Here is a 21886-nt window from a genome sequence, read left to right as displayed (position 1 = left end):
CAGCGCCGCTGGCAGTGTAACACGCGCTCCGAAGTCATGCTGTTGCCTCATTTGGGCAACAGGTAGCGGGACCACACGGCAGGAAGAAGCCGGTCCCCGGGATTATTTGAGAGGAAAGTGCACCATATGACGAGCAACGCGTATCGCCTTTCGGTGCTGGCCGCAGGCGTGGTCGGCGTTCTGGGCGCCGGGCTTTTCACCGCTTCCGCCCAGCAGCCGCCGCAGATTCCGCAGGGCTGGTTCAAGGCCTGCACCAAGCAGGAAGACGTCGACATCTGCAACGTGCAGAACATCGTCACCGCCGGCAATGGCCAGCTCGTCACCGGCGTCAGCCTGATCGAGCTCAAGGGCAAAGTGAACCGTAAGGTGTTCCAGGTGACGGTGCCGACCGGCCGTCTCGTTCCTCCGGGCATCGGCCTGCAGATCGATTCCGGCAAGGCGCAGAAGCTCGACTATGTGATCTGCTTCCCGGATCGCTGCGTGGCCGAAGTGCCGCTGACCGACCAGCTTGTCGCGTCCTTCAAGAAGGGCCAGCAGATCACGCTCACCTCGGTCAATTTCCAGAACCAGCCGAACCCGATCAAGGTTGCGCTGACGGGCTTTAGCGGCGCCTATGACGGCCCGCCGCTGCAGCAGTCGGACATCGAGGACCGCCAAAAGAAGCTGCAGGACTTCGTCGCCAAGAACAACCAGGACTTCGCCAAGAAGCTTAAGGAAGAGCAGGACAAGGCGAAGACCGCCAACTGATTGTTGGAGCGTTTCTCCAGCATGCAAGAAGCGGGGCAGGCGCCCCGCTTTTTTGTTGTCGCTTGTCCAGCCGTCAGTGTTTCGAGTGACCTTTCGGCTCGTAGCGCCCGTCGGGCAGCTTGTCGAACATCTCGCCGATCTGCGGGTGCCGCACCGGCTCGCCCGACCGGTCCTCGAGCAGGTTCTGCTCGGATACATAAGCGATGTACTCTGTCTCGGAGTTCTCGGCGAGAAGGTGATAGAAAGGCTGGTCCTTGCTTGGACGCATGTCCGCCGGGATCGCTTCATACCATTCTTCGGTGTTGGCGAATTGCGGATCGACGTCGAAGATCACGCCACGGAACGGAAACAGCCGGTGGCGAACAACTTGTCCGATCGCGAATTTGGCCGTCTTCATCGCACTCACCACTTCGGTCCCGAGGCGCCGCAGCGGCTTGCGCGCACAGGGCGCCTAAGGTCTTGAATCTACACGTCACGCGCTCAAAAATCGACCCCGACTTTCGGCTTGGTACGATTTGGCGCAGACGTTGCTCCAATGCAATGCTTTACCGACGCCCTGGCCACCAAGCTACCTATCGGCAGGCGCAATGCTCGGCCGAAAGCGGTAGTTTGCAAATGTGCCTCAGCGCGCGGCCTGTTTCCTGAAGCCGCCGGCGAGCGCCCGAAAACCGCTTCCCGGCCGCAGGCCTTCGCGCATGAAGAAGGCGCGCAGCGGCGCGAAGCTGCCCAGCACGTTGAGGCCGGCGCTGCGCGCAAGCTGCGCCGGGAGCATGTCGGACAGCAGTGACATGTTGAGCAAGTTCACCGCACTGCTGCGCGCCAGGATGTCCGGACGGCGCCGCGTGTCGTAGGCGGCAAGGCTCAGCCTCGACCCGGGATCGTCGCGATTTTCGCTGGCGATTCCAATTAGATCGTCGATATCCCTGATGCCGAGATTGAGGCCTTGTGCCCCGATCGGCGGGAAGACATGAGCAGCCTCGCCGACAAGCGCCACACGGTTTTGCGCGAACCGACCAGGCGAGGCCGCCGAAAGCGGGTAGACTTGGCGGCCGGGCTCGACCGAGACCCGGCCGAGCATGGACTGCATTTGCTCTTCGACCCGAACAGACAGCATGGCATCGTCGAGCGCGGCCAGTTCCTGTGCCGTTTCCGGCTTCACCACCCAGACGAGACTGGAGCGCTTGCCCGGCAGCGGCACCTGCGTGAACGGCCCGGTCTCGGTATGGAATTCAGTTGAGATGAAGCCATGCTCGCTGCGATGGCTGAAATTGAGAACGAGCGCCGACTGAGGATAGGGTCGGGCGGAGGCCCTGATGCCGGCGGCCTCGCGCGCCGGCGACAGGCGCCCGTCGGCGGCAACCGCCAGCGATGCCGAGACCTCACTGCCATCGGCGAGGCTCGCATGTGCGTGGTCGGCGTCGAGCCGCCAGGCATCGACCATCGACTTTCGCCACTCAATGCCGGGATTTGCGGCGACCTTCTTGGCAAGCACCGGGATCAGGATTTTGTTCGGCAGGTTGAGCCCGAACTGCTCCTCGCCGATTTCGCTGGCGCGGAAGGTGACGGTCGGGCTGCGGATCAGCCGGCGCGTTGCGTCGACGATGCGCATCATTTTCAGCGGCGCCGCCTGCGGTCTGAGTTCGTCCAGCACACCCAGCCGGTCGAGCACCTTGAGAGCAGGGTTCATAAGGGCGGTGGTGCGGCCATCGCCGCCGGCGGCCTCGGGGCCAGCCAACGTTACGGCAAAGCCTGCCTCGGCAAAGCCGAGTGTCGCGATCAGGCCGGCCGGGCCGCTGCCGGCGATCAATATGCGAACTTTGTCACTCTGCTCCACGCCAGGCTTCCATGTTGATGGCGGCCCGTCGGCCTGCATGCGGTATAGGGCAGATCGGCGGGCTTGATCAACGCGGCGATTCGGCCCATTCGATTGGCATGAGCGCCCAGGAGCACGATTTCCGCCATCTCGACCGCGCCGGCCGCGCCACGGCGGGACTGGCGCGCAGCCCCCGCCTTGCCGTGATGCTCACTATCGGTGCGGGCGTCGTGCTTGCCTGGTGGATCCTCGCTGCCATGGCTATTCGCGGCGCCGAAAGCCGCGTTGCCGGCGGCGCTCCGGGCGATGCGCTGCTGAAGAACCTGCCGCCATTGCCGCTGCCGGATTTCCTCGACCGGTTCTTCGCTTTGTGCCTTGCGCCGGCGCCGCTTTCAGGCTCGTTGGCGGCGTCGGCGCTCGTCCTGATGTGGTTCGTAATGGCGGTGGCGACGATGCTGCCCTCGGCGGCGCCGATGATCCGCACCTATTGCGAGATTGCCGATACCGCTCGGATCAAGGGAGAGCCCGTCGCCCATCCGCTGGTTCTGGTGATGGGATTTCTCGCGACTTGGCTTGCCGCCTCAGTGGCGTTCGCCGCGCTGACCCTCATAATCTATGGCTTTGTCGCCGCGGGACAGGTGCTCGATCCTGTCGTCGGGGTTGCCGGGGCCGCCGCCTTGGCGATTGCCGGCCTCTATCAGTTCAGCGGCTTGAAGCAGGCGTGCCTCAAGAGGTGCCGCAACCCGTTCTCGATCCTGTTCGCCAACTGGAGCGCGAAGCCGGGGCGTGTCTTTCGCATGGGGGTGGAGCAGGGCGTCTGGTGTCTCGGCTGTTGCTGGGCGCTGATGCTGGTCATGTTCGCCGTGGGCGCGATGAACATCTTCTGGATGGCGCTGATCAGCCTGTTCGCTCTGATCGAAAAACAGACCGCGGGCAGGGTGGCCGGCCAGGTTTCCGGTGCGATACTGCTTGTGTGGGCCGCCGCCCTGCTATTAGTTTCCGCGTGAGGGAGATTTCGATGGCCGATCAGAGCTGGGCGATGAAGGGAGAGCTGGTACTCTCCTGCAATTGCACGGTTTTCTGCCCCTGCGTTCTGTCGCTCGGCAGCCATCCGCCGACCGAAGGCTATTGCCAGACGTGGGCCGGGTTCCGCATCGACGCCGGCCATTTCGGCGAGGTCGATCTTTCCGGCCTTAATCTTGGTCTGGTCATGGAAATCCCGGGCTATATGAGCCGCGGCAACTGGAGCGCCGGCCTGTTCATCGACAAGCGCGCCTCCATCTATGCCGTGAAGGCCCTGACAAAAATCTTCACCGGCAAGGCGGGCGGGACCACTTCGCTACTGTCGATTCTTGTTGGAAACTTCCTTGGCGTGGAACAGGTGCCGATCACCTATGAGACGCGTGATAGGACGCGCGTTTTCCAGATACCGCGGATTATCGACGGCGCGGTGACGCCGATACCCGGCAAGGACCGCGACAAAGACACCGTCATTACCAATTCCGAATACTGGATCGCACCGGAAATCATCGTGGCGAAGTCGGACAAGAGCAAGATGCGCGCCTTCGGCCGCAATTGGAATTTCGCCGGCCGTTCGGCCGAGATATGCAAGCTGGATTGGCGAGGCCCGTGAGCAAGAACACAGCGGCCCGGAATGCGGCCAAGAAAATCGCGGAGCGGATTCCGCGGCCGAAGAAGAAAGTGACGTGGCCGCAGGCGCGGGCTTTTTCCGTGCACCTGCTGACTGCGTCCGGCTCGTTCCTCGCCTTCCTGTCGCTGGTGGCGGCGAGCGAGGGACGTTGGACGGCAATGTTCTGGTGGCTCGGGCTGGCGCTCTTCGTCGACGGCATCGACGGCCCGATCGCCAGGAAGCTCGAAGTCAAGGAGATCCTGCCGACATGGTCGGGCGAGCTCCTCGACAACATCATCGACTACGTGACCTACGTGCTTATTCCGGCCTTCGCGCTCTACCAGCGCGGCTTGATGGGCGAGAACCTGTCGTTCCTGTCGGCGGCGATCATCGTCGTCTCCAGCGCGATCTACTACGCCGACACCGGCATGAAGACGAAGGAGAACTTCTTCAAGGGGTTCCCGGTCGTCTGGAACATGGTGGTGTTCACGCTCTTTGTCATCGAGCCGGGGCAGTGGGTTTCCTTCGCCGTGGTCGTGGTCGCCGGTATTCTCACCTTCCTGCCGATCAACTTCATCCATCCGGTACGGGTGGTGCGGCTCAGGCCGATCAATCTCGGCATGACGCTGTTATGGTGCGCCTTCGGCGCGCTTGCATTGGCACAGGCCGCACTTGCCTCGTTCTATGACAAGATCGGGGTTCTGAGCGAGCAGGTCAGCATCTTCACCAAGGCCGGCATTACGGTTACCGGGCTCTATCTCGCCTGCATCGGGGGCATCATGCAGATGTTCCCCAATCTTGGCGCCAGGAAATCCTGACTCGATATCCACCTTCCGTCCTTTTCCGAGAAAGTTGAGCAATGTCCAAAGCGATCCGCATTCACGCCCATGGCGGCCCCGAGGTCCTGACCTATGAGGATTCAGATCCCGGCCAGCCAGGCGCCGGGCAGATTCTGATCAGGCATACCGCGATCGGACTCAACTTCATCGACATCTACCATCGCTCGGGCCTCTACGCGCCGCCCGGCGGCTTTCCGCTGGTCCCGGGCGGCGAGGCGGCGGGCGTGGTGCTGGCCGTTGGCGCCGGCGTCGACTGGCTGCAGCCCGGCGATCGCATCGCCTATGCAGTCAATGTCGGCGCCTATTCGGAAGAACGCGTGATCGCCGCCGACCGCGTGGTAAAGGTGCCGAACGGCATCAGCGACGAGCAGGCGGCGGCCATGATGCTGAAAGGCATGACGGCCGAATATCTGCTGCGCCGCACCTTTAAGGTGAAGGCGGGCGACACGATCCTCTACCATGCCGCGGCCGGCGGTGTCGGCCTGATCCTGGGCCAATGGGCAAAGCATCTCGGCGCGACGGTGATCGGCACGGCGAGCTCCGTCGACAAGGTCGAGCTCGCCAAGGCACATGGCTTCGACCATGTCATCAATTACAAGGAGCAGGATTTCGTCGCCGGCGTCGCCGCCATTACCGGCGGCAAAAAGTGCGACGTCGTCTATGATTCCGTCGGCAACGACACTTTTCCCGCTTCGCTCGACTGCCTGAGGCCGCTTGGCATGTTTGTCAGCTTCGGCCAGTCGTCCGGGCCGATCCCGCCTTTCCCGATGTCGCTTCTGGCGCAGAAAGGCTCGCTCTATGCGACCCGCCCGACAATCTTCGTCTACAACGCCAAACGCGAGGACCTTGTGGCCTCGGCGCAAGCGCTGTTCGAGGTAGTGCTGAGCGGCGCCGTCGAGATCAAGATCAACCAGCGCTACGCGCTGAAGGACGCGGCACAAGCGCAGTCCGATCTCGAGGGCCGCAAGACGACGGGCACAACCATCCTCATCCCCTAAGCCGGCTGCCTTGTTTTTCAGCGCCTTGCCGCGCCTCAAGGCAGTGGTTTCCCCGACAAGCTTACTGGTTTCCCTCTTGCCCTGAACAGGCCTATCTTACCCCTTGAGTTTCCGCTGGAATTCTTGAAGCTCTTTCAAGTTGCGTGCCGCTTTCCGACCGAAGCCGGCCGCGCATACGATACCAGCGGGAACACAGAACATATCCGGGTAACTGGATGGGAGGCACTGTGAGTGCAAATCATGACAGGGCGAACCTGCTGGAGGTTCGTGGCCTTACGAAGATTTTCGGCACGCTGACGGCGTGCAACCATATCGACCTCAACATCGCGAAGGGCGAGATCCACGCCCTGCTCGGCGAGAACGGCGCCGGCAAGTCGACGCTGGTGAAGATGCTGTTCGGCTCGCTGGAACCGAATTCGGGTGAAATTTTCTGGAACGGCCAAGCCGTCAGGATCACCAGCCCCGGCCTCGCCAAGAAGCTTGGCATCGGCATGGTGTTCCAGCATTTCTCGCTTTTCGAGGCGCTGACGGCGGCCGAGAACATCGCGCTTTCGCTGAACGACGGCTCGCCGATCAGCGCGATTGCCGCGAAGGCGCGGGCGCTCTCCTACAGCTACGGCCTGCCGCTCGATCCGGAATCGCTGGTCGGCGATCTTTCCGTCGGCGAGCGCCAGCGCATCGAGATCATCCGTTGCCTCTTACAGACGCCCCAACTCATCATCCTCGACGAGCCGACTTCGGTGCTGACGCCTCAGGAAGCCGACAAGCTGTTCGAAACGCTGGAGCGGCTTCGCGCTGAAGGCAAGTCGATCCTTTACATCTCGCACCGGCTGGAAGAGGTCAAACGCATCTGCGATCGCGCCACGGTGCTGCGCCACGGCAAGGTCGTCGGCCACTGCAACCCGCGCCAGGAGACGGCCGCGTCGCTAGCCCGCATGATGGTCGGCAATGAGGTCAAGGCAGTGGTGCGCGCGCCGGCCAAGGGCATCGAGACCGCGCCGGCATTGCTGGAGATCCGCGGGCTTACCCGCAAGCCGGCGACGCCGTTCGCCATTCCGCTCAAGAACATCAATCTTTCGGTACGTGCCGGCGAGGTGATCGGCATCGCCGGTGTCGCCGGCAACGGCCAGGGCGAGTTTTTCGAATCCGTCTCCGGTGAGGTGCTGCAGCAGGTTCCCGGTTCCGTGCGGATCCGCGGCAAGGATGCGGGCGGCGTGTCGATCACCGGCCGGCGGCTGATGGGCGCCGCCTTCGTGCCGGAGGAACGGCTCGGTCACGGCGCGGCGCCGCGGATGAAGCTTTCGGAGAACCTTTTGCTGTCGCGCCATGCCACCGACGGCAAGTCCTTCGTCGGCTCCGGCGGCATGGTCAGGAACGCTTCCGTCTACAGCGCCGCCCAGCGCATCATTGCCGCGATGGACGTGCGCAAGAGCGCTCCCGATCCGGAGGCCGCGGCGCTGTCCGGCGGCAATCTGCAGAAGTTCATCGTCGGCCGCGAGCTCGACCGCAAGCCGAGCGTGATGGTCGTCAACCAGCCGACCTGGGGCGTCGACGCCGGTGCCGCCGCCCATATCCGCCAGGCGCTGATCGAGCTTGCCCGCAGCGGCTCGGCGGTTCTGGTCATCAGCCAGGACCTCGACGAATTGTTCGAGCTGTCGGACGCGATCGCGGTCATGCACAACGGCGAATTGTCCGCGCCGCTGCCGATCGCCGAAGCCACCTTCGAGAGGATTGGCCTGTTGATGGGCGGCGCCGAGCCCGGCCACGCCGAACACAGCATGGAGACGGCATGATGCGCCTCGAACTGGTCAAACGCCCGCAGCGCTCGGCGCTGTTTTCGGTGCTCTCGCCCTTCATCGCCTTCGCGCTGACGATGATTGCCGGCGCCATCATGTTCGCGTTGCTCGGCGTCAATCCGCTCAATGCGTTCAATGTCTACTTTGTTCAGCCGATCAGCGAGGTCTGGCAACTGCATGAACTGGCCATCAAGGCGGCGCCGCTGATCCTGATCGCCGTCGGCCTGTCGGTTTGCTACAAGGCCAACATCTGGAACATCGGCGCCGAAGGTCAGTTCATTCTGGGCGGCATCTTCGGCTCGATCATCCCGGTGCTGTTCCCCGAATTCGAAGGTCCGCTGGTGCTGCCGCTGATGCTCTTGCTCGGCATGGTCGGCGGCGCCCTTTATGCGGCCATCCCGGCGCTGCTGAAAACCCGCTTCAGCACCAACGAGATCCTGACCAGCCTGATGCTGGTCTATGTGGCGCAGCTTTTCCTCGACTGGCTGGTGCGCGGACCGTGGCGCGACCCGCAGGGCCACGGCTTCCCGCAGACCATCCAGTTCGGCGACTCGGCCGTCCTGCCGGAATTGATGCCGGATGCCGGCCGCGCCAATTGGGGCTTCGTCTTCGCGCTGGTCGCCGCTGTCACGGTCTGGCTGATGATGAGCCGCATGCTGAAAGGTTTCGAGGTCCGCGTGCTGGGCTCGAGCCCGAGGGCAGGGCGCTTCGCCGGCTTCGGCCTCAGCAAGATGGTCTTCTTTACTTTCCTGCTGTCCGGTGCATTGGCTGGCCTTGCCGGTATCTCGGAAGTCTCAGGCGCCATCGGCCAGCTACAGCCGGTGATCTCGCCCGGCTATGGCTTCACCGCCATCATCGTCGCCTTCCTCGGGCGGCTCAATCCGCTCGGCATCGTCGCGGCAGGCCTGGTGCTGGCGCTGACCTATCTCGGCGGAGAGGCGGTGCAGAGCGCGCTCGGCATCTCCGACAAGGTGGCGCGCGTGTTCCAGGGCATGCTTTTGTTCTTCGTGCTCGGCTGCGACACGCTCATTCATTATCGCATTCGTCTGATCGGCTTTGCCGCGCCACGACTCGAGGCCGCGCCCAAGCTGGAGGAGGCACGCTGATGGACATCACAGTCAACATCCTTTTGACCATCGCGACCGCGGCGACGCCGCTCTTGATCGCGGCGATCGGCGAGCTGGTGGTGGAACGCTCCGGCGTGCTCAACCTCGGCGTCGAGGGCATGATGATCATGGGCGCCGTCGGCGGCTTTGGCGCGGGCTATCTCACCGGATCTCCCTGGATCGGGCTGCTTGCCGCAATCGTCGTCGGCGCGCTGTTTTCGCTGCTCTTCGCCGTTATGACGCTTTCCCTGGCGACCAACCAGGTGGCGACCGGCCTGTCGCTTACGCTGCTCGGGCTTGGCCTCTCCGGCATGATCGGCACCAGCTTCGTCGGCCAGCCTGGCGTCAGGCTGCCGAACCTCGACATCCCCGGCCTGAGCTCGATACCGGTCGTCGGCAAGCTGATCTTCGGCCAGGATCCGTTGTTCTACGTGTCGATCGGGCTCACCGCCGCCGTGATGTGGTTTCTGTTCAGGACGCGCACTGGCCTCACGCTGCGCTCGATCGGCGACAGCCACGCGTCGGCCCATGCGCTCGGCATCAAGGTCATCAGCTACCGTTACCTCGCCGTAATCTTCGGCGGCGCTTGCGCCGGACTTGCCGGCGGCCACCTGTCGCTCGTCTACACGCCGCAATGGGTCGAGAACATGAGCGCAGGACGCGGCTGGATCGCTCTGGCGCTGGTGGTCTTTGCGTCCTGGCGCCCCTGGCGGGTGCTGGCCGGCGCTTACATCTTCGGCGCGGTGTGGATCGGCCAGCTTCATGCACAGGCTTTCGGCATTCCTGTGCCCTCGCAGTTTCTTTCTTCGCTGCCCTATCTGGCAACCATCGTGGTTCTCGTTCTAATCTCGCGGAACAAGCGGCTGACGATGATGAACACGCCGGCTTCGTTGGGGCAGCCATTTGTTCCGGATCGTTGACGACAACAAAAAGACGGGAAGCCCCAGGGCTTAACTCAGAGAGGTACACGATGAAGAAACTGCTTATTGCGCTGATGACCACGGCCGCGGCCCTGTCGCTGGCGGCAACCGCCGAGGCGGCCGACAAGCTGAAGGCATGCTGGGTTTACACGGGGCCGATCGGCGACTTCGGCTATTCCTATCAGCACGACCAGGGTCGCCTCGAGGTGGAGAAAGCGCTCGGCGACAAGGTCGAGACCGCCTATCTCGAGAACGTCTCGGAAGGCCCGGACGCCGACCGCGCCTTTGAGCGCCTAGCGCGCGAGAAATGCAAGATCATCTTCGGCACATCGTTCGGCTTCATGGACGCCGAGGTTAAGGTCGCCAAGAAGTTCCCGAAGGTGATGTTCGAGCACGCCACCGGCTACAAGACGGGCGACAATCTCGGCATTTACAACGCGCGCTTCTATGAAGGCCGCTATGTGCTCGGCCAGATCGCGGCCAAGGAATCGAAGAAGGGTCTTGCCGGCTACATCGTCTCCTTCCCGATCCCGGAAGTGGTGATGGGCATCAACTCCTTCATGCTCGGCGCGCAGTCGATCAATCCGGACTTCAAGGTGAAGATCGTGTGGGTCAATACCTGGTTCGATCCGGGCAAGGAAGCCGACGCCGCCAAGGCGCTGTTCGACCAGGGCGCCGACATCATCGTCCAGCACACCGACTCGACCGCCCCCTTGCAGGTCGCCGAGGAGCGGAAGCTGCATGGGTTCGGCCAGTCGTCGGACATGATCAAATTCGCGCCGAACGCGCAGCTGACCTCGCTCACCGACGAGTGGGGCCCGTATTACATCAGCCGCGTGCAGGCTGCCCTCGACGGCACCTGGAAGCCGGACAATGTGTGGCTTGGCATCAAGGATGGCGCCGTCAAGCTCGCGCCCTTCACCAACATGCCTGACGACGTGAAGGCAATGGCGGAGGCGACCACCAAGAAGATCGCCGATGGCTGGAACCCCTTCACCGGCCCGGTGGCGAAGCAGGACGGCTCGCCCTGGCTGAAGGACGGCGAGGTCGCCGACGACGCCACGCTGCTCGGCATGAATTTCTACGTCAAGGGCATCGACGACAAGCTGCCGCAGTAAACAGCAGCCTGGCATCAAAACAAAAAGGGCGCCCCACCGGCGCCCTTTCATTTTCAGCCAATCCCGCTTGTCAAACGGCCGAGCCGTAGAGATCGTAGGCGTCGGCGCGCTCGACCTTGACCGTGACGATCTCACCGGCGCGCAGCGGCCGACGCGACTGGATATGCACGGAGCCGTCGATCTCGGGGGCGTCATATTTGGTGCGGCCCTTGGCCGAGGTGCCATGCGCCTCGTCGATCAGCACCGGCAGCCGCTTGCCGACCTTCCTGGCCAGCTGCGTCGCCGAAATCTTCTGCTGGCGCTGCATGAAGCGGTGCCAGCGGGCTTCCTTGATCTCCTGCGGCACTTGTTCCAGGCCGAGGTCGTTGGAGCGCGCGCCCTTGACCGGCTCATATTTGAAGCAGCCGGCACGATCGATCTTCGCCTCGTCCAGCCAGTCGAGCAGCATCTGGAAGTCGTCTTCCGTCTCGCCGGGGAAACCGACGATGAAGGTTGAGCGGATGGCGAGATCCGGGCAGACCTCGCGCCAACCGCGGATCCGCTCCAGCGTCTTTTCGCCATGAGCGGGACGGCGCATGTTCTTCAGCACCTGCGGCGAGGCGTGCTGGAAGGGGATGTCCAGATAGGGAAGGATCTTTCCCTCGGCCATCAGCGGAATGACGTCGGCAACATGCGGGTAAGGGTACACATAGTGCATGCGAACCCAGATGCCGAGCTTGCCGAGCTCCTCTGCAAGGTCGAGGAACTTCGCTCGCACCTCGCGGTCGCCGAACATGCTCGTCTGGTATTTGATGTCGATGCCATAGGCGCTGGTGTCCTGCGAGATGACGAGGATCTCCTTGACGCCGGCCTTGGCGAGCTTTTCGGCCTCGCGCAACACGTCGGCCGCCGGCCGCGAGACGAGATCGCCGCGCAGCGCCGGGATGATGCAGAAGGTGCAGCGATTGTTGCAGCCTTCGGAAATCTTCAGATAGGCGTAATGCCGCGGCGTCAGCTTCACGCCCTGGGGCGGCAGAAGATCGATGTAGGGATCATGGCTGGGGGGAGCCGCCTCATGCACCGCCGCCATCACGCTCTCATAGGCCTGCGGGCCGGTGATCGCCAGCACATTGGGATGCTTCTCGCGAATGACTTCCGGCTCGGCGCCGAGGCAGCCGGTGACGATGACGCGACCGTTTTCGGAAAGGGCGGAGCCGATCGCGTCGAGCGACTCGTCGCGCGCGGAGTCGAGAAAGCCGCATGTGTTGACGACAACGAGGTCGGCGCCATCATGCTTGCGGGCGATCTCGTAGCCTTCAGCGCGGAGCCGCGTGATGATGCGCTCGGAATCGACGAGCGCCTTCGGGCATCCAAGGCTGACGAAACTGACACGAGGGGCAGACATAAGCTTTTCCAGGTTTTTCGGGATCGGCGGCGCCATACCACACTAATTGCGGCATTGGTATGGGCTGGTCCTTGTTGCGGCAAAACGCAATGCGAGGCCAGATCAGTGGCCGGCCAAAGCCCGCGTCAGGTGGCGGCAGTCAGCTCACCGCGTTGTTGACATGCGGCCAGATTTCCATCGTGCCCCTGTAGACCATGTCTAGCGCGACATAGAGGATGATCAGCAGGCCGATATAGGCAATCCAACGGTAACGGTGCAGCAGCCGCGCAATGAAGCTGGCGGCAAGGCCCATCAAGCCGATCGACAGCACGAGGCCGACGATCAGCACCCAGAAATGATCCCGCGCGGCGCCGGCGACGGCCAGCACGTTGTCCAGCGACATCGACACGTCTGCGACGACGATCTGCAGCGCCGCCTGGCCAAGCGTCTTGCGCGGCGCCTTGCCGGCAACCGCCTTGTCGCTGTCGAGATCGGAATTGGCGAGCGCCTCCGTCGCCTCGTGCTCGTCGGCATGGGAGGTGCGCAGCTCGCGATACATCTTCCAGCATACCCATAACAGCAGGATGCCACCGGCGAGCAACAGTCCGACGATTGCAAGCAGCTTGACGGTAACCGCCGCGAACAGGATGCGCAGCACCGTCGCTGCCACCACGCCGATCAGAATGGCCTTTTTGCGCTGCTCCGTCGGCAGGCCGGCGGCCGCCAGTCCAATGACGATGGCATTGTCGCCCGCAAGCACCAGGTCGATCGCGATGACCTGGACAAGGGCAGTCAGGCTTGCGGCGCTGAAAATATCCATCGTCTGGAGCCTTCCTGTTTGCGAAATGTCGATCTTCGAGTGTTCTAACGCCGGAGCGATTCACCGATTGATGCGATCGCGTTCTAAGTCTTTGTTTTCACGCAATTCCGGCGGGAAAAACGGCTGCGCGCTTTTCCTGGAATTGCTCTACGTGCATGGTTCCTGCACGTCAAGATAACTCACGAAACAAGCGGTTGCCGCTCGTCTGGTTCCATTGGGTTAAAATGAGTTTGCACTCGAAAGGCCGATTTGCGCGCAACCGACCGCGGCAGTCGGTCAATCGTAAAGATTGTATTTTGCCCAGTCGGTTTCCGGGATCTCGTCACCGATCTTGTAGAGCAACTGCAGCACCTGCATGTGGTCGGGCGCAGTCTGGCACTTGAACTTCAGCCGGAACCATTGACCCTTGCTGCGAAAGGCGGCGCCGGGGCTCCTGATCGCGTCGGCGCTCATCTGCGGCGTGGCGAAGGCATAGGCCACCACACGGTCGGCCTTGAATTTGCGATCGTCGTGGCTGATCCGGTCGAGCACCTCGGCGTCGCAACGCTGTTCGAGACGAGTCTGCGGATCGAGTTTCAGCAGGCCGGCACGAAGTGCGTTGTCCATCGCCTTGGCCGGCCAGGCCAGCGCCAGAGGCGCCAGAACCATCAGGCAGAGCTTTTTCATGGGCGCGACAAGCAGCATATTCTGTCTGAGAAATCAACCAAACGCACGCGCTTGTGACATGGGTGCCGGCTCGGCCAGGCCAGCCATGCGGCACAAGCCAATCTCGGGCTTCGGCGACTGGGCTATTGCCATTGTTCCGGGGTCCGCGATGAAACGATCTCCGCTGCCGAAGAACTGTCAAGAACCTGTCAGACTTGGGTCGTATAGAGCAGGGACTGTAGAGCCTCTTTTTCTCCTCGTCGGGCGGCAGTATTGTGCTTTCAAAGTGCTGGAGCACAATCCTGCCCGGTTTCGCAGGCTCAGCCGCCGAACAGATTTGCGTTGGAATACTAAAACGAAGAACCGTCAGTGATGAGGTTTACCTGCTTATCGGATCCGTGTGACCAATGGATGGTCTATGATCTATTTTTCGACCTTCCGGCGGAATTGTCGGGCCGACTGCTGCTTGGATTAACGCAAAGGGGCGCAGAGCATTTAACTGAGCAAGCGAACATAAAAACTGTGTCGACGTGCCTGACGATGGAAACCGGCCCCGGTGGGAAGGCCGTTAGCCCGAAAGCACTTTACCAAAAATGTTTCGCTGCAGGGTAGCGCTATAGGTTCCGTGGTTTGCAAGATGATCCCATACGGAGAAACAGGCCGTGAGCGCGGCCAGAGCAAGAATCATGCGCATTGGAACTCCCCACGGCGCCCGAAAACGTCCAATGGTAAGTTCGTGTCAGATTGGAGGCCATTGCCAATATAGTGGGTGACCCTACACCGATCGCGGTATGCTACAGCAAGCGGATAGCAGGGCGAGCCACGCGGACTTTGCGCAGCCGCCGGTACTTTCCTGGTGACTTAGCGAGCGATAGCTAGCCCGATACCGATGCCAACCCCCACGGCGACCCCTAAAAAGAGCTTGCTGGCGAAGTCCAGGGCGAACGCGCGCACAGCCGTATAAATATCTGTTCGGGGCTGCCTGACAGCAGCCGCAAGGTCATCGAACATCGCTTCCATAGGTTGCCACCCGCGATTTCTTCGACCTGCAAGACTAGATCAGTTCTGGTGAGATGGGAATCCTCCGATCCATCAAAATTTAACGATCACGAAAGCTCGTTGGTAGGCACGTGTGGTAACGGTTGATTCAACCATCGCTGGTATAAAGCAAAGTCAGGTGGCGGCCCCGACAGAGGGCGGGGGGTGCTGGGCCTGCCGGAGCCGCCGGCGCGGGAGTGGGCGCTACCCGCGCTGTCCCAGAATAGGACAGCGCGGGTCTACAATTAGTTAAAGCTAATAGAATTTTGCCGGCGTGCCGCCGCTTTGTGTCGGCTGTGCCTCCAGCGGTGTGTCCGCTGCCCGCCCGGCAACGTGCGGCTGAGGGGCGCAAGCCGCCGACCGTGAGGTCATGAGTCTGGTGCGCTCCTGAGATCGGTGTTCTCCACTGGACAAGAAACCTTGACGCCATTGCCTGACGCCGGGCGGCCCGGCAGGCTGGCGGGGTAGGCCAGCAAACGCCGGGCCTGACCGGTGGGCTCGGGGGCGAGACACAGCACCGGCTGCCGATAAACATACGCTTGTGCTGATGTGGCCGGTACATATCAAGAAGTTGATGGCGTAGTAGCCTAAAGGGGCCTCAGCGCACGAAAGGACGCGGCAGAGCCGCCAACCTGCCGGAGCCAGCTAGTGAAGCTTGCCCCTCGGAGGCTTGGCGGTCAGCCACTTCAATTTGACGCTGTTAAGCTCTTGTTCGAGCTCCAGCGCGAGCCGGACGATGGGGTCCGGAATGGAAATCGCGTCTCTCCCGCCCTCTTCCACCTGCGTCTTCGCCGAAAGCTCCGAGACTACTTTGGATCCAGCCGATTTCGACAGCAGTCGGGACAGGTGCTCCCGCTGCAAAGCGTGAACCTCTTCCAACAGGCTCAGGAACCTCAACGCATCCACTGTCGGCAGCCTGTTGGTTCTCAAGCGGGCAATCCGCTCGTGCTGACGCGCAATGTGCCGCTCGCCATGTCGAACATGACGCTGCGCCATGCTGATGTGGTCTTCGAGAGACATGGCGCACAACGCGAAAACAGGCATCTCGTTCCTTCGCCAGGATCTTGCAGCACAATCGGATGGGCACGAGACGCACCAAGGCTCGCCGGAACCAATAAAGCACGATGGGACAGATAGCCGTCTACAGCGAAACGGTGGCCATGCAGGAGATGATATGCGGATTCGGTTGGGAATTGTGGCGGAGGGAGTGGCCACCGAATAGGTGCGGCCAAGTTACTGTTTTTACATCGCATTTTTGGTAGGGTGCGACAAAAGTACCCGGCTTGGTACCCGGTCAGCGTTTGAACGGCGCCGGCATATGGGTGGCTCTAAGGGCGTCAGTCCGCTTTCTCGAAGTCGACAAAGAGGTGGATCACAAACGCGAGCGCCATCAGGCGCAACAAACCAGGCGAATAGGCGTACCCTATTCCAAACCTAACCAAGGCGATTACGGCCGCAAGCAAGCGTATCGTCGACAATCTCTCGCGATAGGGCTTGTTCGCCGCGCGCCCACTGCCTCACGCTGCTTTTCGGCCCGCTCGGCTTCGTCACGCTGATCTATCTGGCCTTGCAAGGCGCGGATTTCCGCAAGAAGTTGTGTCTTCGTTTGGGACCGCAGTTCTTGATAATATTCGTCCTCTTCACGCATGTTTCACCTTCCGACGCGCCGTGAAAGAAACTGGACCGCCAACGCGGGTGTTCAAGAGGGTTGCGAGCACGGACTGCGCACCCATATATCTCGCAGGGCACGTTGGGGGGACCTTAGCATCAGCATACTTCGGGAAATACAGGCGGCTGTCCTCAGCGATGAAGCGGACCTCAGCACTATAATGCTGAAACTTCGCTTTCTGGCATCCCGGCTCGGCAGCGAGCAGCTTGAGGATTGGGTTAAGTACGAGACGGAAGGCTATCCACGCGACATCGAGGTTCCACCGTACCGTATTGTGCACGTCACTTTTAAAGGAACGTGGTCGGGTCCGTTTGGCGGCGGTATCCAGAATGCACCTATTCCTTCACATCTCATCGACAAATATGCGGGGAAGAATTGGACCCGCCGCCAAGTGCGAGAGAGCGTCGCTGGCGTTGAAGAGCTGGCAAAGTCCGAGGAACTGGGAATAGACGCCTCAAACCTCATACTCCTGCTCCAAGGCAAAGTGTATGCGGATTGGGCCTGTGTTTCGGTATCCGGGGAAGTCTCCCCTATAGCCATGAAAGAGATCAGGCAGGCGGTACGCAGCCGCGTCCTGGAACTCACGCTCGAACTTGAGAAGCGCGTTCCGCTGGCCGGCGAAGTATCCTTGATGAAAGCGATACCGAAGGGGCCAGAGAACGGGGCAGCGGTGACGCAAATCTTCAATCAGACGGTGTACGGGAACGTTACCCACGTAACGGCAATGGACGGCGCCCAGGTAACGCTATCGATCATGGCGGGCGACGTGGGGTCTATGACGACCGCGCTAGTAGAGGCAGGCCTGCCGCAGGAAGCGGCCAAGGAGTTTTCTGAGATCGTCGCCGCCGAACCGCCCAAGAGTGTGGACAAGCCCCTTGGAAACAAGGCGCTAGCCTGGATCAAGAAGAACGGTCCGAAGGCGGCCAGCGGAGCGTGGAAAGTTGGTTCGGATGTCTTAACAGAGGTGCTCACGGAAGCCGCGATGAAGTTCGCCGGTCTGAAACCCTAGCCCGGTCAGCGTTTAAACGCCGTCGGCCACTCTAGCGCAGTTTGACGCCTATCAGGTCTTCCCGCGCTTGCACCTCAGCGTCGGTCAAAGCGCCCATGCTGAGGCAGTTGGCAACTGCCTTCGGGTGCGGGTCATAGGTGGAACCGGCAGAGGCCAAGTCCTCAAGGCATCCCTTCCGAAGCACGTCAGCTAATGCCCGTTGTGTGGCCGCCTCGTGTTCCCCTTGATGGGTCCGATATTCGCCAATGAGGTAATACCCGACTGCAACGATGATAGCTACGCAAGCGCAGGCCACCAGCACGCGCAAGCCGGCGTCGTTCTTGCCGTCCATCTAATTGCCCCCATTGCGTTCCTTTTTCAGCGCCCGGTTTGCACCAACAGCGTTGCCGGCTACGGCGCCAGAGAGAACGGCGAGGAGAACGACAAGCCACCACCCAGCGAAGGCGGTTCCCAGCACGGCCACACCTAGCGGAGGGACGAAGTAAAGCGCGAAGAGGGCGGCAACCACTGCGCCGAAGGTGGTCCAACGGCGGGTTGTCGTGCTTAGAGCGTATGTGCGAACCCGGCGCGCTAAGGCATGCGACGTTCCAAGGTACCGATTTGTCATTCCGTGAACTCCCCAACCCGGAAGGGCGATAGCAGTCGTGGGCGCTGTTGTCGATGCGCTGGGCACGCGCACCACCCACGTCTTCCCCAGGGCAGCCTCCAAGTGGCGAGTAGAGTGTAGCGGCGCCTGGAGGTCCTACGCTTGCATTTTGACAATTGCCGGTGTGATAAACCCGACTGCTTGTAGCCAATGGGTATTCTTGGGCGGGGGTCTTTCCTCCCCGCTTTCAAAGTTTTTATCGCTCCACCGGCATACATATACCCGGGCCTGCGGATCGCGGACAATGAAGGCTATCAGGTTGGCCTGTAATGCGAGATAGACTGGCCGCCGTGGGTGACGAATGCCTGGTTTGGATAAGACATCATCCATAACAAACTTAGCGTAAGATCGCGCCGACATTATCGCCGCCGCCTGCTGATAGGTCAGATTGCCAAGGGGCGGCTCACAGATTAGGCGTTCGATCGTATCGATCTGGTTTTTGCTGGCGGGAGTGCCGTCGTCGCCAGCGATCGGAACCGCGATTTCGGATATATGCGGACGACCTAATCGAGGCTTCGATGCGCCGCCGAATAGCCAGTTAAAAAGGCCCATTTTTGCTCCCGCCCTCCCAGCGACAGTTGCTCGCTAAGGCTGCGCCCGTATTTCCCGTTTTCCAGGATACCTCGATAGTATGACGTTCGATTTTAGCCGCTAAGGCCCCGGATCGCTGGCCTAGTCTCCACCCCTTAGCCTGAGACTATCGGATAATTGGGTCCATAACCGAACCCGCCGAGGCCCCGGTCAGGCGTTGATGCAGGCCTACCACTTCAGACTCAGTCATGCTGGCGATGCAATCGGCTGCAAATCGGGCCTTTTGCCCCGCGCTCAAATTCCAAATATAGCGCAGCTTGATCGGCAAGAATTTGGGATACGTATTTCCGGAATTGTCAAAAAGCGCGTCGAATACGTCCGTAATTATCTGTGTTTGCCCGTGCTGTTGTGCGGCGAGACTTGGGCTCGATATAATAAACTGTTTTGCAATTTGCTTAAGTAGCCGAACTTCGGCTTGAATGGGGAGCTCAACTGAGATTCCTTCCTCAGTCAATTTGGTCGCTTGGATAAATCTCCCAATGAGAAAGGACGTTAGGTTCCTCAGCGTAAATCTTTGATCCCTAGTACCGTCATATTGCACTTCCAAGAGAGGGCCAAAAACCGGCTGAACTGTCCCTACCAAAAGTTTGTCAAACGCTTTCTCCAAGATCTTTTGTGCGTTCTTGGGGGGCGCGAACCACTTTTCTAATGTGTTCTGAACAATCGAGCTTTTACCTTCGGCTGAGAAAATAGAAGCCCACGGAATTGCGCCCACGCGATGGAAATCTTCCAAATCGTGTACCGAGTAGGCGATGTCATCGGCCCAATCCATCAGAGCCGCTTCAAGCGTTTGTTTGTCGTCGGGCAGGTACTCACGCGCGAATTCGAAGTCTTCGCGGTCCAGCTGATAGGCGCCCCATTTGTCGGTCCGACTAACGACCTTTTTGTTCCGAAGCCACGGGTATTTCAGGCATCCCGCCAATGTGACGCGGGAAAGGTCCAAGCCGTCAATTAGGGGAAAGCGAACTGCCAGCTTCGTAATTATGCGGAAAGTTTGCGCGTTGCCCTCGAAGCCGTCGGCATCGCCCTTGTCTTCCACAAGTTTATTCAACGTATGCTCGCCAGCATGGCCAAAAGGCGGATGGCCAAGATCATGAGCGAGACAAGCAGCTTCAACGACCTCCGGATCGAGACCTAGTTTCTTTGCAAGCTTTTCGTCGGTGGACTGGCAGTATTGGGCGAGGCGCCGGCCAATCTGCGCTACCTTGTATGTGTGCTGCTGCCGCGTGTGGAACACGCCCGACTCTCCGGCGCGGACAATCTGCGTCACGCCGGCTAGCCGATGAAAGGCGCTGGAATATTGGATGCGGTCTCGGTCTACCTCGAAGGGGCGCCTCTGGTCCTTCTTTGGCGTCTCATGCCGGCGCTTGCTTCTGTACTCGTAAGACCTGACATTGACGCTAGGCCGCTTCAAGCGTCCTCACGGCCTTCACTCGTAGCTGCTTGTCAAAGACAATTTCATTCTGGCCGATGGCAGTCTGCAACGCGCCATGAATTTCCTCGCGAGTGTAGCCTTGCGCTAGCAAGGCGGCCAACACGTCCTTGGGTTGAGCAACACGGCCTTTTTGTTGGAGAAGCACCAAAAGCGCCTGCTTTGCAGCGGCAACACGTGCGATCATGTTAATTTCTCCCGTTACGGCTCACATTCTCATACTCATTTCACATTGACAATGCGTCAACGCGGAAGCGGTTCACATCCATGTTCGCGAATTGAAGCGACAATTGGAACAAACGCAAAGCGTGGGGAATGGCGAGAACGAACCCAACAAATAAGTTACATGCGCAGATTCGGCAAACGGATTATGCGATCACGCGGGAATTCGCTTGCCGAATTCGTCAACGATTGGGCTACTCGACGAGGTTGTCAACTGCGGCGGGGGTGGGGCGCTTGGCCGGTTACCCGTGGGGGTAACTCTCCTCTTAGCCATGTCCCTAGTATGTGACCAAGGAGACAGTCAGCCTGGCCGTCGAAGAAACTCATAGCGGTGCCGCCTTCAAATCCGGGTCCAGGAGGCCGTGCAGTTGGCAAAGCCTCTCAGTTGCGCGCAGGCTTGCCCCGGCCGCGCCTTTGGAGCGTGCCAACTCGCGGTCGGCTTCAAGGTCGGCGATTGCTTCGGCTACGCCATAAAGGGCGCGGCGATTGAGCAGGTGGTCGATTGCCTTGATCGCTTTCACGACAGCGGCGCGTTTCTTCGTGAGCTGATAACCGCTGGCCTTGGCCTGCTCCCGTGAGCTGGCAAAGCCAGAGACGCGCGCGGCCAGGCTCGCGTTGCGCCGGCAGGCGCCATAATAGGCGCGGAGGAAATCCGCTTGGCGCGGGGTCACAGTTTCCAAGATCGCTTCGAAGTCGGCTAGGTCCTGCTCGGTGAAGCGAGGGTGCGGAGAGATTGCTGAGGTCGACATGGCCAAGATCAAGCGGGACGGTTAGCGTGGATGATCGCGGCGCGCTGTCCCTCCGCCGCGATATCGTTCTGAGTGTCGTAAACGGTGCAGGGCAGGGCAGCGGTCGGCCGCCGCTCCGCCTGGCGCCTCTGGAGCTTGGCACTTCGGCGCCGATGTTCGGCTTCCATCATGGCCGCTTCCGCGCGACTTGCTTTGCGGTACGACTTCATGAGCTAGACCTTCGGCGTCGCGGGCAGGGCGCCCGTGGCGCCAGCGGCTATCTGGAGTAGGCCGCGACGCTCCTGCATGCGCAGCTTGTGCAGCGGATGGTGGAAGTTCTGGAGGCTGTCCAGGTAATCCGGCTGGGCCTCGCGTTCTGCGAGGCGGGCCTTCGCCATTTCGGGATTTGTGGGAACAAGCGGGCTACCGTCGACGGGATCGAAGCCAATCGGGAAATCCTGGGTCCAGTTCTGAGGGAGGTCAGCCATCGAAGTGTGCTCCTATGGAGTAGTTGCGCCGCGCCTGGTCGGCTTTGCTGTTGATCATCTTGTCGGCGGCGGCCTTTGCGTCCGCAGTGGCCGTGGCTTCGGCCTCTGCCGCCTTGCGGGCCTCGCGAGCGGCCTCAACAGCCGCCCGTTCGGTTTCCTCCTGCCTGACGATTTCCTCGCGCAGTCGCCAGGCCGCCTGCTCTGCCGGGGGCTGCCAATCCGCCTTGGGCGGGCGCGGCAGGATGAAGTCGCGGGACTTATAGGCCAC

25 protein-coding genes are annotated in these 21886 nt (G+C 61.1%); 10 read left to right on the top strand and 15 right to left on the bottom strand.

The window, feature by feature from the left end; all coding sequences use genetic code 11:
* Positions 1-117: 117 nt before the first annotated feature.
* The gene (locus tag P9230_RS26800) at positions 118-747 is read left to right on the top strand and encodes an invasion associated locus B family protein (RefSeq protein WP_095777677.1); all 630 of its coding nucleotides are present in this window, start codon (positions 118-120) and stop codon (positions 745-747) included.
* A 73-nt stretch (positions 748-820) separates the two neighbouring features.
* Here the strand turns inward: P9230_RS26800 and hspQ are convergent, their stop codons facing one another.
* Complete coding sequence (gene hspQ / locus P9230_RS26795; protein WP_066989816.1) at positions 821-1144, bottom strand: heat shock protein HspQ; 324 nt, start codon at positions 1142-1144, stop codon at positions 821-823.
* A gap of 225 nt (positions 1145-1369) precedes the next feature.
* Positions 1370-2581 carry a UbiH/UbiF family hydroxylase gene (locus P9230_RS26790; RefSeq protein ID WP_245322432.1) on the bottom strand — a complete coding sequence of 404 codons (1212 nt, stop codon included), beginning with the start codon at positions 2579-2581 and terminating at the stop codon, positions 1370-1372.
* Positions 2582-2679: 98 nt separating this feature from the next.
* Here P9230_RS26790 and P9230_RS26785 point away from each other — a divergent pair, with 98 nt between their 5' ends.
* The 8 genes from P9230_RS26785 to P9230_RS26750 all read left to right on the top strand — a co-directional run bounded on the left by P9230_RS26785 (position 2680) and on the right by P9230_RS26750 (position 10967).
* The gene (locus tag P9230_RS26785) at positions 2680-3567 is read left to right on the top strand and encodes a DUF2182 domain-containing protein (RefSeq protein WP_095825409.1); all 888 of its coding nucleotides are present in this window, start codon (positions 2680-2682) and stop codon (positions 3565-3567) included.
* Between the two features lie 11 nt (positions 3568-3578).
* Entirely contained in the window at positions 3579-4193 is a 615-nt protein-coding gene (locus P9230_RS26780; RefSeq protein WP_066989810.1) for a DUF1326 domain-containing protein, read from the top strand.
* Complete coding sequence (gene pcsA, locus P9230_RS26775) at positions 4190-5008, top strand: phosphatidylcholine synthase (RefSeq protein ID WP_066989933.1); 819 nt, start codon at positions 4190-4192, stop codon at positions 5006-5008. Before P9230_RS26780 ends, pcsA begins: the two co-directional genes overlap by 4 nt.
* Positions 5009-5049: 41 nt before the next feature.
* Positions 5050-6027: a quinone oxidoreductase gene (locus tag P9230_RS26770; RefSeq protein WP_095825410.1), complete on the top strand. Its 978-nt coding sequence runs from the start codon at positions 5050-5052 to the stop codon at positions 6025-6027.
* A gap of 215 nt (positions 6028-6242) precedes the next feature.
* Complete coding sequence (locus P9230_RS26765; RefSeq protein WP_176477636.1) at positions 6243-7820, top strand: ABC transporter ATP-binding protein; 1578 nt, start codon at positions 6243-6245, stop codon at positions 7818-7820.
* Positions 7817-8929 (top strand): ABC transporter permease, encoded by a 1113-nt coding sequence (locus tag P9230_RS26760; RefSeq protein ID WP_067320065.1) that lies wholly within the window; start codon positions 7817-7819, stop codon positions 8927-8929. Before P9230_RS26765 ends, P9230_RS26760 begins: the two co-directional genes overlap by 4 nt.
* A complete protein-coding gene (locus P9230_RS26755; RefSeq protein ID WP_127324903.1) occupies positions 8929-9849 on the top strand; it encodes an ABC transporter permease in 921 nt (306 codons plus the stop codon). The genes P9230_RS26760 and P9230_RS26755 overlap by 1 nt, the downstream gene beginning before the upstream one ends.
* Before the next feature lie 50 nt (positions 9850-9899).
* Entirely contained in the window at positions 9900-10967 is a 1068-nt protein-coding gene (locus P9230_RS26750) for a BMP family ABC transporter substrate-binding protein (RefSeq protein ID WP_066989795.1), read from the top strand.
* 70 nt (positions 10968-11037) lie between these two features.
* On the opposite strand, the gene rimO is transcribed toward P9230_RS26750, so the two are convergent.
* The 5 genes from rimO to P9230_RS26725 all read right to left on the bottom strand — a co-directional run bounded on the left by rimO (position 11038) and on the right by P9230_RS26725 (position 15877).
* Positions 11038-12351 (bottom strand): 30S ribosomal protein S12 methylthiotransferase RimO, encoded by a 1314-nt coding sequence (gene rimO / locus P9230_RS26745; RefSeq protein WP_127243354.1) that lies wholly within the window; start codon positions 12349-12351, stop codon positions 11038-11040.
* A gap of 139 nt (positions 12352-12490) precedes the next feature.
* On the bottom strand, positions 12491-13150 hold the full coding sequence (locus P9230_RS26740) for a TerC family protein (protein ID WP_067320072.1): 660 nt from the start codon (positions 13148-13150) through the stop codon (positions 12491-12493).
* A gap of 276 nt (positions 13151-13426) precedes the next feature.
* Complete coding sequence (locus P9230_RS26735; protein WP_066989790.1) at positions 13427-13834, bottom strand: DUF930 domain-containing protein; 408 nt, start codon at positions 13832-13834, stop codon at positions 13427-13429.
* An 822-nt stretch (positions 13835-14656) separates the two neighbouring features.
* Complete coding sequence (locus P9230_RS26730) at positions 14657-14815, bottom strand: hypothetical protein (protein ID WP_164748299.1); 159 nt, start codon at positions 14813-14815, stop codon at positions 14657-14659.
* Between the two features lie 663 nt (positions 14816-15478).
* Positions 15479-15877, bottom strand: a complete 399-nt coding sequence (locus tag P9230_RS26725; RefSeq protein WP_278055786.1) for a hypothetical protein — start codon at positions 15875-15877, stop codon at positions 15479-15481.
* A gap of 602 nt (positions 15878-16479) precedes the next feature.
* Between P9230_RS26725 and P9230_RS26720 the strand changes: the two genes are divergently transcribed.
* The gene (locus P9230_RS26720) at positions 16480-17511 is read left to right on the top strand and encodes a hypothetical protein (RefSeq protein WP_278121184.1); all 1032 of its coding nucleotides are present in this window, start codon (positions 16480-16482) and stop codon (positions 17509-17511) included.
* Positions 17512-17542: 31 nt separating this feature from the next.
* On the opposite strand, the gene P9230_RS26715 is transcribed toward P9230_RS26720, so the two are convergent.
* The 8 genes from P9230_RS26715 to P9230_RS26680 form a co-directional block, all read right to left on the bottom strand.
* Entirely contained in the window at positions 17543-17842 is a 300-nt protein-coding gene (locus tag P9230_RS26715) for a hypothetical protein (protein WP_278121182.1), read from the bottom strand.
* 411 nt (positions 17843-18253) lie between these two features.
* Positions 18254-18709, bottom strand: a complete 456-nt coding sequence (locus P9230_RS26710; RefSeq protein WP_278121180.1) for a hypothetical protein — start codon at positions 18707-18709, stop codon at positions 18254-18256.
* 145 nt (positions 18710-18854) lie between these two features.
* On the bottom strand, positions 18855-20162 hold the full coding sequence (gene dgt / locus P9230_RS26705; RefSeq protein WP_278121179.1) for a dGTP triphosphohydrolase: 1308 nt from the start codon (positions 20160-20162) through the stop codon (positions 18855-18857).
* On the bottom strand, positions 20149-20367 hold the full coding sequence (locus P9230_RS26700) for a hypothetical protein (RefSeq protein ID WP_278121178.1): 219 nt from the start codon (positions 20365-20367) through the stop codon (positions 20149-20151). Before P9230_RS26700 ends, dgt begins: the two co-directional genes overlap by 14 nt.
* 358 nt (positions 20368-20725) lie before the next feature.
* Positions 20726-21151 (bottom strand): hypothetical protein, encoded by a 426-nt coding sequence (locus tag P9230_RS26695; RefSeq protein ID WP_278121176.1) that lies wholly within the window; start codon positions 21149-21151, stop codon positions 20726-20728.
* 8 nt (positions 21152-21159) lie between these two features.
* Positions 21160-21321, bottom strand: a complete 162-nt coding sequence (locus P9230_RS26690) for a hypothetical protein (protein ID WP_278121174.1) — start codon at positions 21319-21321, stop codon at positions 21160-21162.
* Between the two features lie 42 nt (positions 21322-21363).
* Positions 21364-21618: a hypothetical protein gene (locus tag P9230_RS26685; protein ID WP_278121173.1), complete on the bottom strand. Its 255-nt coding sequence runs from the start codon at positions 21616-21618 to the stop codon at positions 21364-21366.
* Positions 21611-21886 (bottom strand): hypothetical protein, encoded by a 276-nt coding sequence (locus tag P9230_RS26680; RefSeq protein ID WP_278121171.1) that lies wholly within the window; start codon positions 21884-21886, stop codon positions 21611-21613. The genes P9230_RS26685 and P9230_RS26680 overlap by 8 nt, the downstream gene beginning before the upstream one ends.

The organism is Mesorhizobium sp. WSM4887, from assembly GCF_029625865.1.
In the GTDB taxonomy this organism is placed as follows: Bacteria; Pseudomonadota; Alphaproteobacteria; order Rhizobiales; family Rhizobiaceae; genus Mesorhizobium.
This window is presented reverse-complemented; position numbering and strand designations above follow the sequence as displayed.